The sequence below is a fragment of the Streptomyces sp. NPDC091649 genome (genome assembly GCF_044756785.1).
GTDB lineage: Bacteria > Actinomycetota > Actinomycetes > Streptomycetales > Streptomycetaceae > Streptomyces.
In genome coordinates this window covers 1-16,366 of record NZ_JBIVTR010000009.1, presented here as the reverse complement: position 1 = coordinate 16,366, position 16,366 = coordinate 1, and the positions used below count along the sequence as shown (strand labels likewise).

16 protein-coding genes are annotated in these 16,366 nt (G+C 70.9%); 10 read left to right on the top strand and 6 right to left on the bottom strand.

The genetic code is table 11. The features are described 5' to 3' along the window. Positions 1 to 3: 3 nt before the first annotated feature. On the bottom strand, positions 4 to 1,221 hold the full coding sequence (locus ACIQMU_RS17250) for a ketosynthase chain-length factor (protein WP_352242980.1): 1,218 nt from the start codon (positions 1,219 to 1,221) through the stop codon (positions 4 to 6). Beyond that, positions 1,218 to 2,486, bottom strand: a complete 1,269-nt coding sequence (locus ACIQMU_RS17245) for a beta-ketoacyl-[acyl-carrier-protein] synthase family protein (RefSeq protein WP_352242979.1) — start codon at positions 2,484 to 2,486, stop codon at positions 1,218 to 1,220. Before ACIQMU_RS17245 ends, ACIQMU_RS17250 begins: the two co-directional genes overlap by 4 nt. Before the next feature lie 193 nt (positions 2,487 to 2,679). On the opposite strand from ACIQMU_RS17245, the gene ACIQMU_RS17240 reads away from it, so the two are divergent. From ACIQMU_RS17240 to ACIQMU_RS17220, 5 genes are all read left to right on the top strand, one after another. Further along, positions 2,680 to 3,150, top strand: coding sequence for an SRPBCC family protein (locus tag ACIQMU_RS17240; protein WP_402689131.1), 471 nt, complete (start codon positions 2,680 to 2,682; stop codon positions 3,148 to 3,150). Next, positions 3,147 to 4,112 carry an MBL fold metallo-hydrolase gene (locus tag ACIQMU_RS17235; RefSeq protein WP_402689130.1) on the top strand — a complete coding sequence of 322 codons (966 nt, stop codon included), beginning with the start codon at positions 3,147 to 3,149 and terminating at the stop codon, positions 4,110 to 4,112. The genes ACIQMU_RS17240 and ACIQMU_RS17235 overlap by 4 nt, the downstream gene beginning before the upstream one ends. Positions 4,113 to 4,172: 60 nt before the next feature. Beyond that, entirely contained in the window at positions 4,173 to 4,952 is a 780-nt protein-coding gene (locus ACIQMU_RS17230) for an SDR family NAD(P)-dependent oxidoreductase (RefSeq protein ID WP_352242976.1), read from the top strand. 328 nt (positions 4,953 to 5,280) lie between these two features. Beyond that, the gene (locus tag ACIQMU_RS17225; RefSeq protein WP_352243045.1) at positions 5,281 to 6,186 is read left to right on the top strand and encodes an AfsR/SARP family transcriptional regulator; all 906 of its coding nucleotides are present in this window, start codon (positions 5,281 to 5,283) and stop codon (positions 6,184 to 6,186) included. Then, positions 6,174 to 6,596: a nuclear transport factor 2 family protein gene (locus ACIQMU_RS17220; RefSeq protein WP_352242975.1), complete on the top strand. Its 423-nt coding sequence runs from the start codon at positions 6,174 to 6,176 to the stop codon at positions 6,594 to 6,596. The genes ACIQMU_RS17225 and ACIQMU_RS17220 overlap by 13 nt, the downstream gene beginning before the upstream one ends. Before the next feature lie 39 nt (positions 6,597 to 6,635). On the opposite strand, the gene ACIQMU_RS17215 is transcribed toward ACIQMU_RS17220, so the two are convergent. Next, positions 6,636 to 7,133: a hypothetical protein gene (locus ACIQMU_RS17215; RefSeq protein ID WP_352242974.1), complete on the bottom strand. Its 498-nt coding sequence runs from the start codon at positions 7,131 to 7,133 to the stop codon at positions 6,636 to 6,638. A gap of 497 nt (positions 7,134 to 7,630) precedes the next feature. Here ACIQMU_RS17215 and ACIQMU_RS17210 point away from each other — a divergent pair, with 497 nt between their 5' ends. Further along, entirely contained in the window at positions 7,631 to 8,776 is a 1,146-nt protein-coding gene (locus ACIQMU_RS17210; RefSeq protein WP_402689129.1) for a nucleotide disphospho-sugar-binding domain-containing protein, read from the top strand. A 66-nt stretch (positions 8,777 to 8,842) separates the two neighbouring features. Here ACIQMU_RS17210 and ACIQMU_RS17205 read toward each other — a convergent pair whose 3' ends face one another. Both ACIQMU_RS17205 and ACIQMU_RS17200 read right to left on the bottom strand, forming a co-directional pair. Continuing rightward, positions 8,843 to 9,961 (bottom strand): DegT/DnrJ/EryC1/StrS family aminotransferase, encoded by a 1,119-nt coding sequence (locus ACIQMU_RS17205; protein WP_352242972.1) that lies wholly within the window; start codon positions 9,959 to 9,961, stop codon positions 8,843 to 8,845. Next, a complete protein-coding gene (locus ACIQMU_RS17200; protein WP_402689128.1) occupies positions 9,958 to 10,941 on the bottom strand; it encodes an NAD-dependent epimerase/dehydratase family protein in 984 nt (327 codons plus the stop codon). The genes ACIQMU_RS17205 and ACIQMU_RS17200 overlap by 4 nt, the downstream gene beginning before the upstream one ends. A 160-nt stretch (positions 10,942 to 11,101) precedes the next feature. Between ACIQMU_RS17200 and ACIQMU_RS17195 the strand changes: the two genes are divergently transcribed. Further along, entirely contained in the window at positions 11,102 to 11,815 is a 714-nt protein-coding gene (locus ACIQMU_RS17195; RefSeq protein WP_352242970.1) for a class I SAM-dependent methyltransferase, read from the top strand. Positions 11,816 to 11,944: 129 nt separating this feature from the next. Continuing rightward, complete coding sequence (locus tag ACIQMU_RS17190) at positions 11,945 to 12,595, top strand: FMN-dependent NADH-azoreductase (protein WP_402689127.1); 651 nt, start codon at positions 11,945 to 11,947, stop codon at positions 12,593 to 12,595. Between the two features lie 75 nt (positions 12,596 to 12,670). Here the strand turns inward: ACIQMU_RS17190 and ACIQMU_RS17185 are convergent, their stop codons facing one another. After that, positions 12,671 to 13,645, bottom strand: a complete 975-nt coding sequence (locus ACIQMU_RS17185) for a YafY family protein (RefSeq protein ID WP_352242968.1) — start codon at positions 13,643 to 13,645, stop codon at positions 12,671 to 12,673. 80 nt (positions 13,646 to 13,725) lie between these two features. Between ACIQMU_RS17185 and ACIQMU_RS17180 the strand changes: the two genes are divergently transcribed. Then, complete coding sequence (locus tag ACIQMU_RS17180; protein ID WP_352242967.1) at positions 13,726 to 14,550, top strand: NmrA family NAD(P)-binding protein; 825 nt, start codon at positions 13,726 to 13,728, stop codon at positions 14,548 to 14,550. Between the two features lie 317 nt (positions 14,551 to 14,867). Then, positions 14,868 to 16,271, top strand: a complete 1,404-nt coding sequence (locus ACIQMU_RS17175; protein WP_402689126.1) for an NDP-hexose 2,3-dehydratase family protein — start codon at positions 14,868 to 14,870, stop codon at positions 16,269 to 16,271. Positions 16,272 to 16,366 lie beyond the last annotated feature (95 nt).

Here is a 16,366-nt window from a genome sequence, read left to right as displayed (position 1 = left end):
GGCTCACGGAGCGGTGAGGACCATCGCCGAGGCGAAACCGCCGTGCCCCCGGGCCAGCACCAGCGCACAGCGCAGGCTCGCGGTGCGCGGCTCGCCGACCACCAGGTCGATCCTGGGGTCGACGAGATCGCGCACCGTCCCGGGCGCGGCCGGAACGACCCCGTCCCGCAGGCTCAGCAGCGCCGTGACGACGTCGAGCGCGGAACCGCCCGAGATCAGCCGGCCCACCAGTGACTTGGGTGCGCTGACAGGCACCCGCCGGGCCCCGAACAGCCGTTCCACGGCCGCGGCCTCGGCCAGGTCGAGCGGCACACTGCCGGCCGCGTCGGCGAACACCACATCGACGTCGTCCGGGGTGAGCCCGGCGTCCTTGAGCGCCGCACGGGCCGCCCGCACCAGGCCGTCGCCCCGCGATCCGGTCACGTCCGGGTCGAACGCGGACCCGTGCCCGGCCACCACCCCGTACACCGTCCGGGCGCCGCGCTCCTCGGCGGCCGCGCGCGGCTCCAGGACCAGCACGGCGCCGCCCTCGCCCGGCACGAAGCCGGTGGAGTCCGAGCGGAAGGGCAGATACGCCCGGTCCGGGTCGGTGCTGCCGCTGACCCCGGGAGCCGTCGAGACGGTGGAGACCCCGTACGGGCAGAGCAGGCTGTCGAAGCCGCCGGTCGTCATCACCGGCGTCCCCTTGCGGACGCGTCTGCGGGCGAAGGCCATCGAGTCCAGGCCGCCGGCCTGCTCGGAGACGACGACGCCGCCCGGCCCCCGCATACCGCTCCGGATGGAGATCTGCCCGGTGTTGACCGCGTAGTACCAGGCGAAGGACATGTACGGGCTCACCGACTCCCAGCCGGTTCCCCAGAGCTGCTGGAGCTGGCGCTGCCCGAAATCCAGTCCGCCCGTGGAACTGGACACGGCCACGCCGACCGCGTACTCGGACAGCTCGGCGGGATCCACCTGAGCGTCGGACAGGGCGCCCTCGGCGCAGATCAGGGCCAGCCGGGTCAGCCGGTCGGTCTGCGGGGACAGCTTCTTCGGGAAGCTGAACTCCGCCTCGAACTCCGGTATTTCGGCGGCCAGCCGCACGGGGTAGCCCTCGGCGTCGAACCGGCCGATCGGTCGGATCGCCGAGACACCCTTGAGGGTGGCCTCCCAGTACGCCTCGACCCCGGCTCCGTTGGGCGCGATCACATCGACGCCGGTGACTACGACATCCTGACTCATGAGGCGCTCCGCTCCAGGTTCTTCAGTACCATCGCGCTCTGGAATCCGCCGAAGCCGCTGCCGACGGTGAGGACCGCGCCGAGCTCGCGCTCGCGGGCGGTGTTCGGCACGTAGTCGAGGTCGCACTCGGGATCGGCCTCGTGCAGATTGGCCGTGGGGACGACCACACCGTGCCGCATGGACAGGGCGCACGCCGCGATCTCGATGGAGCCGATCGCCCCCAGGGAGTGGCCGACGCTCGCCTTGATGCCGCTCATCGGCGTGCGGTAGGCGTGTTCTCCGAGGCTGCGCTTGACCGCGGCCGTCTCGTGCCGGTCGTTCTGCTTGGTGCCCGAGCCGTGGGCGTTGACGTAGTCGATGGCGGTGGGATCGAGCCTGGCGTCGCCCAGGGCCAGATCGATCGCCTCGGACATCTCCTTGCCGTCCGCCTTGAGCCCCGTCATGTGGAAGGCGTTGCACCGCGAGGCGTAACCGGCCACCTCGGCGTAGACGGTGGCACCACGCCGCCGCGCGTGCTCGTACTCCTCCAGCACCAGTACGGCGGATCCCTCGCCGAGAATCAGCCCGGTCCTGGTCCGGTCGAACGGCCGGCAGGCGGTGGCCGGGTCGTCGTTGCGGGCGGAGGTGGCCTTGATGACGTCGAAGCACGTCAGCGTGATGGGGGAGATGGGCGCGTCGGTGGCACCGGTGATCATGACATCGGCCGTGCCGTCCCGGACCAGCTCGGCCGCGTACCCCACGGAGTCGATGCCCGAGGTGCAGCCCGTGGAGATCACCGCCGCCGGCCCCAACGCCCCCGTGGTCAACGCGACTTCGGAGGCGATCGAGCTCGGCAGGAAGTAGTCGTACAGATGGGGCGGGGCGAAGGAGGGGTCGACCACCCACTCCTTGCCGCCGTTCGACAGCACGGCGTACTCCCGTTCCATCGTCGTGGTGCCGCCGACGGCGCTGCCGACGGCCACCCCGGTGCGCTCGGCCAGCTCCCCGTCGATGTCCAGACCGCTGTCCGTGAGGGCCTCCGCGGCCGCGACCATGGCCAGTTGCGACACCCGGTCCGTGCGCCGGGCCTGCTGGCGGGTCAGGCCCAGCGCGAGCGGGTCGAAGTCGCACTCGGCGGCGACCCGGCACCGGTGCCCGGTCGGGTCGAACTGGGTGATCGTCCTGGTCGCGGTCCTGCCGCTGGTCAGGAGCTGCCAGAACGGCTCCCTCCCGATTCCGCTCGGCGCGACGACGCCGATGCCGGTGATGACTGCCCTTCGGGCCATGGGTTCCCTCCGTGACGGGTGACCGGCCGGGCTGGGGGCCGGCCTGGCTCGCAGCGTGCGTCCCGCTCCTTGACTCGCGATCCAGGCGCGTTGGAGACCCGCGGACCGTGCGCGGAGGTCGAGCGGTGCTCCGCGCGGGGTCGAGCCCGTCGGACGAGGGTGGCCGGAACCCGGCAAACGTGTGGGAGGAACCATGGGAGAGCAGCTGATTCCGGATGTCAGGAAATCGGTGACCGTCGCGGCGTCCCCGGAGCGCTGCTTCGAGACGTTCACCGAGCGGATGGCCGAGTGGTGGCCGCCGTCCCACGTGCTGCTGCGTACGCCGCGCGTCGGCCTGGCCATGGACCCGAAGGCCGGTGGCCGCTACTACGAATGGGACGCCGAGGGCAACGAGATCGACTGGGGCAAGGTCCTGGAATGGGACCCGCCGCACCGGCTGCGGCTGACCTGGCGGATCGACGGCCGCTGGCAGTCGATCCCCGACGACGAGCGGGCCAGCGAGATCGAGGTCGTCTTCACTCCGCTGGAGGACGGCACCACCCGGGTCGAACTGGCGCATGTGCGGCTGGACAAGCACGGCGCGGACGGGCGGCGGATCTTCCAGGCGCTGGACGGCCCGAGCCCGGGGGAGACCCTGGAGCTGTTCGCGCGGGCCGTGCGATGAGCGCTCCCGGCCGGCCGGCCGGGAGCGGCACCGCCGCACCGGCCGACGACGCGGTGCGCGCGCCCTTCCCGCGGCTGCGGGAGGTCGCCGAGGGCGTGCATGTCTACGAGCAGCTCCCCGGCGGGTGGTGCCTCAACAACGCGGGGCTCGTCGCCGGGGAGGACCGGTCGCTGCTGGTCGACACCGTCGCGACCCGGGCCCGGGCGCTCCACCTGCGGGACGAGACGCGGCGGGTGGCGCCCGGCGGGCCCGACTACGTGGTCAACACCCACTTCCACGGCGACCACGTCTTCGGCAACGAGCACTTCGTCCCCCGCGCGACGGTGATCAGCCACGAGAGGACCCGGTCCGACATCGAGGAGGCGGGCCTCGGGCTCTGCCACCTGTGGCCGGGCGTCGACTGGGGCGAGCCCGTGCTCACCCTCCCGGACGTCACCTTCCAAGAGACCATGACCCTGCGCCTGGGCGGACTCGCCGTCGAGCTGCTGGAGATCGGCCCGGCGCACACGGCGAGCGACGTCGCCGCCTGGGTGCCGGAGCGCCGGGTGCTGTTCACCGGGGACGTGATCTGGTCCGGCGTCACTCCGTTCCTCCTGATGGGCTCGGTCGAGGGGTCGCTCGCGGCCGTCGAGCGGCTGCGGGCCCTCGGGCCGGAGACCGTGGTGCCGGGCCACGGTGCGGTGGCGGGCACCGACGCGCTGGACGCGACCGAGGCGTACGTCCGTTGGCTGCGCGGGATCGCCGAGAACGGGCTGCGCGCGGGGCTGTCCCCGCTGCGGGCGGCCCGGGAGGCCGATCCCGGCCCGTTCGCGGCCCTCGTCGACCCCGAGAGGCTCGCGGGCAACCTGCACCGGGCCTACGCCGAACTGGAGGGTCTGCCTCCAGGGGACCGGATCGATGTGGCCGCCGGATTCCGGGACATGGTCGAGTTCCACGGCGGCCTGCCCTTCAGCGCGGCCTGACCCCGCCGCCCCCGGGGCGGCCCCCTCCGCTTCCGTCCGTATTTTCCAGGGAGAACTACCATGACGAGCCCGAAAGTCGCCTTCATCACCGGTGTCAGCAGCGGCATCGGCCTGGCCACCGCACGCACCCTCGCGCAGCAGGGCGTCACCGTGTTCGGCTGCGCGCGCGGCGAGGAGAAGGTCGCCGCCACCGTGGACGAACTGCGTGCCGCCGGCCACCGCGCCGACGGCGTCTCCTGCGACGTCACCTCCACCGAGCAGATACAGGCCGCCGTGCGCACCGCGGTGGACCGCTTCGGCCGTATCGACATTCTGGTGAACAACGCCGGGCGCGGTGGCGGGGGCGAGACGGCGAAACTCGACGAGTCGCTCTGGCTCGATGTAATGGACACCAATCTCAACAGTGTTTTCCGGGTCACGAGGGAAGTGCTGGCCAACGGCGGTATGGCCGACGCCGGATGGGGGCGCGTCATCAACATCGCGTCGACTGCGGGGAAGCAGGGAGTCATGCTGGCGGCACCGTACACGGCGTCCAAGCATGGAATTATCGGGTTCACCAAGTCGGTCGGCTTCGAGCTGGCGTCCAGCGGCATCACCGTGAATGCCGTCTGCCCCGGCTATGTGGAGACACCCATGGCCGTCCGGGTCAGGCAGGGGTACGCGGATTATTGGGGCATTACCGAGGATCAGGTGCTCGAAAAGTTCAACAGCAAGATTCCGCTTGGGCGCTACTCGACGCCCGAAGAGGTGGCTGGACTTGTCGGGTACCTGGCCAGTGACGTGGCGGCATCGATCACCGCGCAGGCCCTCAACGTCTGCGGCGGCCTGGGCAACTACTAATCGCCATCGACCTGACGTAGAGTCAGTTTTTTGGCATAGGACGAGGTCACAGCCCTGCGCTGTGACCTCGTCGACTGTCAGGGGCTTTTGTTTTGCACGGGTTCCAGGCAGACTCAAGTGCTCCGGACAACGATGCGGCCAGAGGTGAGGGCTTGACTGGCCGACTGCCGGATTCTTACGGTTGCGAAGATCGAAGACAGGGCAGTCCGGTTAGTTGAAGTGTTAAGGCTTCGGCGTGGAAGAATTCTCGACCAAGATTCCTGACTTTAAGGATTCTTTGCATGTCCTGGGATTGCACTGGTGGTCATTGCGCTCCATAGGGGGACTCGTGAGCATACGTTTACTAGGGGAACTGGACGCCAACCTGAACGAGCAGTCGGTCACTCCGACCGCAGCGAAACCACGTCAAGTCCTGGCGCTACTGGCACTGAATGCGGGCCGCATCGTATCGGTGCCGACGCTCATCGAGGAACTGTGGGGTGACCACCCACCGATGAGCGTACGTACAACGCTGCAGACGTACATCCTGCAGTTGCGGAAGCTGATTGACTCCGCACTCACGGCCGAGAACCGCGGTCGTGCCAAGGGCATACTCGTGACCCGCTTCGACGGTTACCTCCTCGACATCGACCCGGAGAGCGTGGACGTACGCGTCTACGAGCGCTTCGTCGAGGCGGGCAACCGGGCGATCGAGAACTCCGACGACGAGGCCGTGTCCAAGTACCTGGGCAGGGCGCTGGCCGAATGGCGGGGCCGCGCGTTGGCCGACGTGCGGATCGGGATGCCGCTCAGCATAGAGGTCGCCCGGCTGGAGGAGAGCCGGCTCAACGTGCTGGAGAGCCGGATCGGCGCCGACATCCGGCTCGGCCGGCACCACGCGGTACTCAGCGAACTCACCGTGCTGACCGCCCAGCACCCGATGCACGAAAACCTCTGCGCGCACTACATGGTCTCCCTGTACAGGGCGGGCCGGCAGTCGCAGGCACTCCAGTCGTTCCGGACCCTGCGCGACACGCTGAACAGGGAACTCGGGGTGGAGCCGTCCATCCGGCTGCAGAAACTGCAGCGGGCGGTGCTCCGCTCGGCCCTCGACCTGGAAGTTCAACTACGGCCTGACTCCCCGTCGTTGAACGCAGGGGCCTGGGACACCCGGCACATCGGCCGACCGGCCGACGAATCGGACGCCAGAAGACTTCTCGCCACGACGAATGGGGGCGCCGCATGGCAGCGGTAAGCACGGACCAGTACGTCGACATCCTCCGGTTCTACGCACATCAGATGAGCCTGCTGGACGCGCAGGACGTCAAGGGCTACGTCCAGACGTTCACGGAGGACGGGGTGACCCACCACGTCCACCGGGGGCAGTCCCTCGTCGGCAGGGCGGCGATGCTCGCCCACGCCGAACAGGCGCTGCCGAGATACCGGACCGTCGTGGTCCGGCACTGGAACGACCACTACCTGATGGACGGCGCCGAGGACGGCAGTATCGCCGTCTCCTACGGTTCGCTCGTCACCCTCACCGGCGCCGAGGGGGCCACCCGGTTCGAATCGAGCTACGCGGTCAGCGACGTCCTGGTGCGGGAGGGCGGCGAACTGCGGGTCCGGTCACGGTCGCTCGTCCGGGACGAGCCCGCCGAGAGCTGAGCGGGCCTGCCGGGCGCACCCGGCCGGCAGGCCCTGGCGTCAGGAGCAGTCCGGCATCGGCTCCTGCGGAATCCGCTGCATCGAGCTGCTGGTGGTGAACGTGGCCAGGACGTTGCCGGCCGGGTCGTAGTACGAGGCCCTGCCCACCGTGGTGAACGCGTCGCTTCCCTGGAAGGTGGCCCAGTGCCTGGCACGCAGGGACGCGACGGTCGCACCCGTACCGTCGAAGAAGCGCTCCATGACCCGGAAGGTGAAGGCGCCCGGACCGTGCTGGGTCCACGTCCCGCTCCCCTCGGCGCCGCCGTCGGGGCCGGGCGGCGGCTCCACCAGGCAGACGGTCCCGTTCGGGTGGAAGGACATGGTGACCTCCACCGTCCCGTCGGGGACGGCCACCGTGCCGGTCCACACGCCGGCGGCCTTCGCTCCGAGGTGGTGCGCCGCCGCGGTCTCCGGGGCGGCGGCCACCGCCGCGGGAGCGGCGGTCAGGGCGACGCCGAGGGTGGCGGCGGCGACGAGAGGGCCGAGTATCCGTTTCATCTGCTGGCTCCGTTTTCGGTCCGCTGAGGACCGCTTCGACGACAACTGGTGAGGAGGGGCGGGACCGGGCGCCGAGGGCGATCCGGTCACCGCGCGATGGGCTCGGAGCCAGGGTGCGAGCCATCGCTCAGGGACGTCTGGATTCCGCCTCGACCTCACAACGTGTCCGTCCCACACCATCATTGACGAGGCATCAGTCCCTGAACAGGGCGAATTTCGGCATGCCTCCGGCTCGGCTTGCGGGGCATATTCGGCCAGGAATCGCCTCTCCGCGCCGCTCGGGTGAATCGGGGACCGTAGGTGGCCGCGATCGTCCCTGAGGGTTGTCCCGTCGGGATGACGGGACAGCCCCGAGAACCTCTCGTCCGACCCCCGGCCCCGACGCTCTGGCCCGGGTCAGCTCGCGCTCGACCCGGAGGAAAGAACCTGGCCCCGGGCCCGACGGGTGCGCCGGATTCCCGGGGTCCACTGTCCCAGCTGAACGAAGGAGATCCATCGTGCGGTTCCTGTTTGTCGTCGGAGGCGGTTCGGCCCCCGTCCACGCCAGCGCACCCCTCGCCTGGGCGGCCCGGGCCGCCGGGCACGAGGTCCTCGTCGCCTCGCCCGACGAGAACCTCGACCTCGTCACCGGCCTCGGGCTGCCCGCCCGCGGCGTGACCGCCCTGGGCATGGGGGACGCCATGCTCAAGGACCGGCAGGGCAACTGGCTGCCCATGCCCACCAGCGAGAGCACCGAGATGGACTTCGCGGGCCGGGGCTTCGCCCGGCTCTCGGCGGCCGGCTACCAGGGCACCGAGGAGCTGGCCGAGGCATGGCGGCCCGACGTGGTGATCGGAGGGGAGTACAACCACGCGGCCCCGCTGATCGCCCACAAGTTCTCCATCCCGCTGGTGAGCCACACCTGGGCCATCTACGACCGCACCGACATCGACTGGCAGGGGGCGACCGACGAACTCAGGCCGGAACTGGAGGCGTTCGGACTGGACGCGATACCGGACCCCGACCTCTTCGTCGACATCACGCCGCCGACGGTCCGGCCGCGGCGCGCCGGTCCCGCACAGCCGATGCGCTGGGCCCCCGGCAACCCGCAGATCGCGCTGGAGCCGTGGATGTACGCCAAGGGCGACCGCCCCCGCGTCGTCATCACCTCGGGGTCGCGCAGCGTCTTCATCCCGGCCCTCGGGCTGGACTTCTTCCGTCCGCTGCTCGGCGGAGCCGTCCTCGGCGGTGGTGACATCGAGGTGATCGTCGCCGCGCCGGAGCCGGTCGCCGCCCAACTGCGCGCCGAGTTCCCGGACGTGAAGGCCGGCTTCGTCCCCCTGGACGTGGTCGCCCCGACGGCGGACCTGGTGCTGCACCACGGCGGCGGGGTCACGGTGATGACGCTGCTCAACGCGGGCACTCCCCAGCTGGTCCTGCCGGAGATCCTCGCCTCCGCCATCCCGATGCGGCCGGTGGACGAATTCGGGGCCTCCATCACGCTCCCCTCGCACACCGCTCCCGTGGAGGACACCGAAGCCGCGGTGTCGAAGATGCTCGGCGACGCCTCCTACCGCGCCAAGGCCGGTGAACTCGCCGCCGAGATCGCCTCGATGCCCTCCCAGGCCGAGGTCGTGAAGGTCATCGAGGGACTCGTCGGCTGACCCCGGCCCCCGTACGGCAGGAGGGCCACCCCGCGACCGCGGGGTGGCCCTCCTGCCGCGTACGGCTCAGAACGCGAGGACCACCTCACGCACCGCGGAGATCACCTTCTCCTGCAGCCCGACCGGCAGCGACGGATACATCGGCAGCGAGAAGATCTCCTTCGCCAGACGTTCCGTCACCGGCAACGAGCCCTCCCCGTAGCCGAGTCCGGCGAATCCCGACATGGTGTGCACCGGCCACGGATAGCTGATGTTGAGAGAGATCCCGTAGCCCTTGAGCGCCTCGATGATCTCGTCCCGGCGCGGATGCCGCACCACGTAGACGTAGTAGACGTGCTCGTTGCCCTCGTTCACCGACGGCAGGAGCAGGCCCTTGTCCGCGAGGTCGCCGAGCCCCTCCTCGTACCGCCTCGCCACCGCCCGGCGGCCCGCCACATAGCTGTCCAGACGGGTCAGCTTCCGGCGCAGGATCTCCGCCTGCACCGCGTCCAGCCGGCTGTTGTAACCAGGCGTCTCCACCACGTAGTAGGTCTTCTCCATGCCGTAGTAGCGCAGCCGCCGCAGCGACGCGTCCACCGCCTCGTCGTCGGTGACGACCGCACCGCCGTCCCCGTACGCGCCCAGCACCTTCGTGGGGTAGAAGGAGAACGCCGCGGCCTTGCCCATCGTCCCGGCCGGCTTGCCGTGGTGGCGGGCGCCGTGCGCCTGCGCGCAGTCCTCCAGCACCGCCAGGCCGTGCCGGTCCGCCAGGTCGTTGATCGCCCCCATGTCCACGCACTGCCCGTACAGGTGCACCGGCAGCAGGGCCTTGGTGCGCGGGGTGATCGCGGCGGCCACCTGGTCGATGTCGATCAGGTAGTCCTCCTCCCGGATGTCCACGAACACCGGGGTCGCGCCCACGCCGTCGATCGCCACCACGGTGGGCGCCGCGGTGTTCGACACCGTGATCACCTCGTCGCCGGGCCCGACGCCCACCGCGTGCAGCCCGAGCCGCACCGCGTTGGTTCCGTTGTCCACGCCCGTGCAGTGCGCCAGCCCGTGGTAGTCGGCGAACTCGCGCTCGAAGCCGCTGACGCTCGGCCCCAGCACCAGCTGCCCGGAGCCGAACACCGTGTCGACCGCCTCCAGCAACTCCTCCCTCTCCTGCTCGTACTCCGGCAGGTAGTCCCAGACATACGCAGTCATCGCGGATGGTTCTCCGTTTCGTTTAGGGGGTGGTGTCCGTCCCGGGAGCCCCGGCGCTCGACGAAGTCGAGCCAGAACCCGTCCACCGCCTCGGCGAGGGACCGACGGGAGCGCCAGCCGAGCAGGTGCTCGGCCGGCGCGGTGTTCACGAGCGACCACTCCTCGGTGGAGTGCTGGATTCCCGCGTCCGACCGCTCCCGTACGGACGCGGGCAGGCCGCTGCGCTCGATGAGCATGTCGACCAGCGTGCGCACCGAGGTGCTGTGGCCGCTGCCGATGTCGACGATCTCGCCGGAGACCTTGGAGTCCACGGCCGCCACGACCGCGTCGGCGACATCGCGTACGTCCACGTAGTCCCGGTGGGCCAGCAGCGGATCCAGCTCCACCACCGCCGGCCGCCCGCCCGCCGCCCACAACTGGCCGGCCACCCGGCCCAGCAGGCTGACGTCGGGGCTGCGCGGGCCCGCGAGATTCGCGATGCGCAGCACCACGCCCTCCAGGTCACCCGCGCCGATCCGCTCCAGCACGGCCTGGGTCGCCGCCAGCTTCGCCCGGCCGTACGCGCTGGTCGGACGCGCGGGCGCGGCGACATCCGACACGGTGCCGACCCGCATCCGGCCGTACTCCAGCACCGAACCCAGGTGCACGAGCCTCGGCCGGCTCTCCATCAGCGCCAGGACGTCCAACAGCCGCAGCGTCGGGGCGGCCGCGGCCTCCCACATCTGCGCGTCGGTGTTGCCCCAGATGCTGCCGGTGGAGTTGACGACGGCGAACGGCGCCAGGGCGTCCAGCCGTTCGGCCGACTCCCGCACCGGCCGCCGCGCGAGATCGAGCGCGAGGAACGGGCCCGCCACCTCGTGATCGGGCGGCCTGCGGGCCACGACGGCCACCTCTGTGCCACGGCCCTCCAACGCCGCGCACACATGCCGTCCGACGAACCCCGTGCCGCCCAGGACGACGACCCTGCCATTCGCGGACATGCTGTCCCTTCCTTCGCTGAGAACAGGTCCTGCACAGCGAAGACTGGTACGTGGCGATCGGGATTCACTCAAGCCCCGGCCGGGTTCCAGCGGCGCTCGACGGGCAGGGGCGACCCTGTGGGCGCCGCACCCCCACCTGTCCGGCCAACGGAGGAGACCCATGTACGGCGCCGAGTCAGCGAAGTTCTACCACGCACAGCACACCGCACGGGGCAAGGACTACCAAGCGGAGGCGGAGACGGTCGTCGAGCAGATCCACGCGCGCCTGCCCGGGGCGGCCTCCGTGCTGGACGTCGCCTGCGGCACCGGCGGGCACCTCCCCGCGTTCGCCGAACTGATCGGGCACACGGAGGGGATCGACCTCTCCGAACCGATGCTCGACATCGCCCGCGCCGACCTGCCGGAGGTGCCGCTGCACGTCGGCGACATGCGTTCCTTCGACCTGGGCCGCACCTTCGACGCCGTCACCTGCCTGTTCGCCTCGATCGGCTACGTGTCCTCCCGTACGGAACTGCACGAGGCGGTCCAGCGCCTCGCCCACCACACCAACCCGTCCGGGGTCGTCGTCGTCGAGCCCTGGTGGTTCCCGGAGACCTTCATCGACCGCTGGGTCTCCAGCGACGTCATCGAGTGGGAGGACACCACGGTCGCCCGCGCCACCCACACCGTCCGCGAGGGCGACACCTCGCGGATGGAGGTCCACTACCTCCAGGCGTCCCCGGCCACCGGCGTCCGCTACTTCACCGAGGTGCACCGGGCCATGCTCTTCACCCGCGAGGAGTACGAGAAGGCATTCGAGGAAGCCGGGCTGCGACCGGAGTACGTCCCCGAAGTGCAGTCGGGCCGGGGCCTGTTCGTCGGCACCCGCCGCTGATCCACCGGGCCGCCGCGCCCCGGGCCGGGCGCGCAAGCGCTGCTCCGACCAAGTTCGAGCGACGCCCGCCAGCATGCGGCCACGGGCGTTCATGACCGGCGTTCGCCGTCGCACACGAGAGGCACATCCATGGCCCACCTGCTGCACATCGACTCGTCGCCCTCGCCGTACTCCGTCTCCCGCAAGCTCGCGGCCTCCTTCCGCGAGGTGTGGAACGAGGCCCAGCCCCAGAGCACGGTGACCTACCGCGATCTGGCCGCCGACCCCGTCGCGCACCTGGGCGCCGACGGAGCCGCGACCCTCATGGCGGAGCCGCAGACCGACGGGCAGCGCACGGCGGCGGCACTGCACAACGAGCTCGTCGAGGAGATCCTGGCCGCCGACGCCCTGCTCATCAGCGTGCCGATGCACAACTGGACCATCCCCTCCAACCTGAAGGCATGGCTGGACCAGTCCCTCATCCTCGGCCGCACACTGCCCTACGACCCGCGGGCCAACCCGCTCGCCGGGCGGCCGGCCACCATCGTGCTGGCCCACGGCGGTGACTACACCCCCGGCTCCGACGACGCGGCCATGGACCACTGCGGCCCGTATCTGCGCACCGTGGTGCAGCAGGTCCTCGGCTACGAACTGGAGTTGATCACCGCTTCGCACACCGTCACCCCGTTCACCTCCGAGGACCCGGTGGAGCTGGAGAAGGCGGCCGCCTCGCTCCGGGCCGCCGAGGCCGCGACGGTGGAGCGGGCGCGGGCGGTGGCCAACAAGCTGGTGCGGTCCTGATCGCGGCGGAACCGGCGGACGGCGGCCGGAGCGGGCCCCTCGGGCGCCCGCTCCGGCCGCCGCCGTCCGTCCGGCTCAGCGCGGCGCGCCGTCCTTGGCCCAGGCCGCACGGTGCAGCCGGCAGCTGAGCGTCCGCAGGTGCTCCACCAGCTCGGGCGGCTCCTGCACCTCGAAGTCGAAGCCGAACGCGGCCACCCACACCGCGAGGTGGTCCAGGCTGGAGGAGCCGATGCGCAGCACGCACGTACGGTCGTCGACCGGCTCCACCACGCCCAGGGACGGCGGCACCTCCAGGGCCACCTCACCGGCCGGGCCGTGCATGGTGATCACCGCGCGGTAGCGGTACTGGCCACTGGTGACGGCCGAGGCCACATAGGACGCGATGTCCCCCGACGGCAGGGGCTTCGGGGTGAACCGCGGCCCGTTGGGAATGCGCAGCGTCATCCGGTCCACCCGGAAGCGGCGCCAGTCCTCCTTGTGGGTGTCCCAGGCCACCAGATACCACCGCTGCCCGTCGTGGACCAGCCGGTACGGCTCCACGTCGCGCACCGTCGTCGAACTGTCGCGCGCGGTGTAGTCGAAGCGCAGCCGCTCGTTGTCCCGGACCGCCGACGCGATGGCGGTCAGCACCGTCGGGTCGACCGTGGGACCGAGCATCGGCATGGTCACCAGGGCGGCGCTGAGCGCGTTGACCTGATGGCGCAGCCGGGAGGGCAGCACCTGGTCCAGCTTGGCCAGGGCCCGCACCGAGATCTCCGTGATGCCGGTGATCGCGCCGCCGGCCGCGGTGCGCAGCCCGACCGCCACCGCGACCGCCTCCTCGTCGTCCAGCAGCAGCGGCGGCAGCGACGCCCCGGCGGCCAGCTGGTAGCCGCCGCCGACACCGCCCATCGCGTTGATCGGGTAACCGAGGGCCCGCAGCTTGTCGACATCACGTCGCACGGTCCGGGGGCTCACCTTGAGGCGGTCGGCCAGATCGGGCCCCGACCATTCCCGATGGGCCTGGAGCAACGCCAGCAAACGCAGCAGTCGAGCCGAGGTTTCCAACATGGACCGACCTTCTCATCAACCGAGGACAGGAGGTGACCGCGAATGCTTTTAGCGTGGCCATCAGAACCGAAGGAGATCTCATGACCATTCTCATTGCCGGTGCCACCGGAAACGTCGGACGCCCCCTGGTGGAGCAGCTTCTCGCGGCCGGGCACCCGGTTCGTGCGCTCACCCGCAACCCCGCGAAGGCGAACCTGCCCGCGGGCGCCGAAGTCATCGAGGGGAACCTCTCCGACACGAGCTCCCTGGTCGAGGCGTTCAAGGGCGTCACGGCAGCCCACCTGATCAGCTTCAACGGTGAGGACTTCTCCCCGCTGGAGAACGGGCCGGAGATCGTGAAGCTGGCCAAGGAGTCCGGCGTCCGCAAGGTGACCGTGCTCAAGGGCGACGTCACCAAGAGCCCCCTGGAGGAGGCGGTCGAGGCCGGCGGCCTGGAGTGGACCTTCCTCTCCCCGGTGGAGTTCATGTCCAACGCCCTGGAGTGGGCCGAGTCGGTCAAGAACGAGGGCGTCGTCCGTGAGGCGTTCCCCCAGGCCAAGAGCGCGATGGTGCACGACGCGGACATCGCCGCCGTCGCCGCCGCCGCCCTGACCTCGGACGGGCACGCCGGCCAGGAGTACTGGATCACCGGCCCGGAGGCGCTGACCCCGCCGGAGAAGGTCCGCGCGATCAGTGAGGCGCTGGGCCGCGAGGTGAAGTACGTCGAGCTGAGCCAGGACGAGATCGTCGCCGAGTGGCGCCAGACCGGCTACTCCGACGAGGACGTCGAGTTCTTCCTCACGATGCGCACCAACCCGCCGGAGGCCGGCTACACCGTGCAGGACACGGTCGAGCGCGTCACCGGAAAGCCGCCGCGGACCTTCGTCCAGTGGGTCAAGGAGAACGCCGGGGCCTTCACGGCCTGACGGCCCAACGACGGGAGCCGAGCGGGACACCCCCGCCCCGTTCGGCTCCTTCTCTCCGCGAGGGGCCGGGTGGCCGGCCCCTCCCGGCCGGCGCGCATCCCCGACCGGGCCCCGGGGCTGCGCGATCCGGCACGGCGCGCACCGCTTCCCGGGGCCGTTCGAGCGCGATTGCAGGCGGTATCGAGCCCGGGAATCGATCGTGGGCGGGTCGTCGACCACAACCCCCGGGGGCTGCCTTGACCACTCGTTCGCGGACGGCCCGGGCGGGGACGCCGGCGCCTCACGACCCCGCCCACCTGCGGATCGCCAGATCTGCGGTGGCGGACACCGGTGCCGGCGGCACCGAACGGTTCCACCGGTGGCTCGCGGCACAGAAGCGGCACACCGACATGCGGGTGCGGCAGGTCGCGCTGGAGGACCTCGCCGGCTGGCACACCGACCCCGGCACCGGGAACCTCGTCCACGAGACGGGCCGCTTCTACTCCGTCGAGGGCCTCGACGTGCACCTGCCCGGCGCGCCGGTCGAACGGTGGCAGCAGCCGATCATCAACCAGCCGGAGGTGGGCATCCTGGGCATCCTCGTCAAGGAGTTCGACGGTGTCCTCCACTGTCTGATGCAGGCGAAGACCGAACCGGGCAACCACAACGGGCTCCAGCTGTCGCCGACCGTCCAGGCTACCCGCAGCAACTACACGCGGGTGCACAAGGGAGCCGAGGTCCCCTATCTGCGCTACTTCCGCGACACCGCGCGCCACCAGGTGCTCGCCGACGTACGCCAGTCCGAGCAGGGCGCCTGGTTCTTCCGCAAACGCAACCGCAACATGGTGGTCCAGGTGAGCGAGGACGTCGAGGTGCGCGAGGGCTTCAGCTGGCTGACGCTCGGCCGGCTGCACACCCTGCTCGCGCTCGACGACCTGGTGAACATGGACGCCCGCTCGGTCCTGGCCTGCCTGCCCTTCACCGGGCCCGGCCTGCCGCGGGTCCTCGGCGCGCCGGGGGACGACTTCACGGCCGCGCTCGTCCGATCCTGCGACGGGAGCGCCGATGTGCCCGAGGAGCTGGCCGGCGTACTGCACTGGATCACCGACGTCCGCACCCGCCGGGACGTCGTCGCCGAACGGGTCCCGCTGCGGGCGCTGGCGGGATGGCACCGGGAGGACGGGCGGATCGCGCACGAGAGCGGCCGGTTCTTCCGGGTGACCGGGGTCGACGTCACGGCCGTCGGGCGAGAGGTCCGCGCCTGGGCGCAGCCGATGATCGAGCCCTGTGGCGAGGGCGTGATCGCCTTCCTCGCCCGCAGGATCGACGGCGTCCTGCACCTGCTCGTCCACGCCGCCACGGAACCGGGGTACACGGACGTCGTCGAGCTGGCCCCGACGGTGCAGTGCACCCCGGCCGGCCTCGACGCACTGCCCGCCGGGGCGCGCCCACCGCACCTGGACGCGGTGCTGAACGCCGCCCCCGGGCGGATCCGCTTCGACGCGGTGCACTCGGAGGAGGGCGGCCGCTTCTACCACGCCCGTAACCGCTACCTGATCGTGGAGACCGACGAGGACCACGGGACCGACGCCCCCGACCACCGCTGGCTCACGGTGGCCCAGCTGGTGGCCCTGATGCGGCACAGCCACTACGTGAACGTGCAGGCCCGCTGCCTGCTCGCCTGCCTCCACAGCCTGACCGCCCGGTCCGGCTCCGCACAGCCTTCCGTCGCCCTGTCGTAAAGGAGTCTCAATGACGAAGTCAAGCCGCCTGCGTGAGCGGCAGGACGGGGGTGAAGACTCGTCCGTCACGGAGCAGAGCCCAGAGCACGCTGGCT

Bases quoted from the DNA above. Each gene is read 5' to 3' on its own strand.
- ACIQMU_RS17245 (WP_352242979.1), bottom strand. From the start codon at position 2,486: ATGGCCCGAAGGGCAGTCATCACCGGCATCGGCGTCGTCGCGCCGAGC.
- ACIQMU_RS17180 (WP_352242967.1), top strand. From the start codon at position 13,726: ATGACCATTCTCATTGCCGGTGCCACCGGAAACGTCGGACGCCCCCTG.
- ACIQMU_RS17205 (WP_352242972.1), bottom strand. From the start codon at position 9,961: ATGACTGCGTATGTCTGGGACTACCTGCCGGAGTACGAGCAGGAGAGG.
- ACIQMU_RS17190 (WP_402689127.1), top strand. From the start codon at position 11,945: ATGGCCCACCTGCTGCACATCGACTCGTCGCCCTCGCCGTACTCCGTC.
- ACIQMU_RS17185 (WP_352242968.1), bottom strand. From the start codon at position 13,645: ATGTTGGAAACCTCGGCTCGACTGCTGCGTTTGCTGGCGTTGCTCCAG.
- ACIQMU_RS17215 (WP_352242974.1), bottom strand. From the start codon at position 7,133: ATGAAACGGATACTCGGCCCTCTCGTCGCCGCCGCCACCCTCGGCGTC.
- ACIQMU_RS17230 (WP_352242976.1), top strand. From the start codon at position 4,173: ATGACGAGCCCGAAAGTCGCCTTCATCACCGGTGTCAGCAGCGGCATC.
- ACIQMU_RS17200 (WP_402689128.1), bottom strand. From the start codon at position 10,941: ATGTCCGCGAATGGCAGGGTCGTCGTCCTGGGCGGCACGGGGTTCGTC.
- ACIQMU_RS17235 (WP_402689130.1), top strand. From the start codon at position 3,147: ATGAGCGCTCCCGGCCGGCCGGCCGGGAGCGGCACCGCCGCACCGGCC.
- ACIQMU_RS17220 (WP_352242975.1), top strand. From the start codon at position 6,174: ATGGCAGCGGTAAGCACGGACCAGTACGTCGACATCCTCCGGTTCTAC.
- ACIQMU_RS17240 (WP_402689131.1), top strand. From the start codon at position 2,680: ATGGGAGAGCAGCTGATTCCGGATGTCAGGAAATCGGTGACCGTCGCG.
- ACIQMU_RS17250 (WP_352242980.1), bottom strand. From the start codon at position 1,221: ATGAGTCAGGATGTCGTAGTCACCGGCGTCGATGTGATCGCGCCCAAC.
- ACIQMU_RS17195 (WP_352242970.1), top strand. From the start codon at position 11,102: ATGTACGGCGCCGAGTCAGCGAAGTTCTACCACGCACAGCACACCGCA.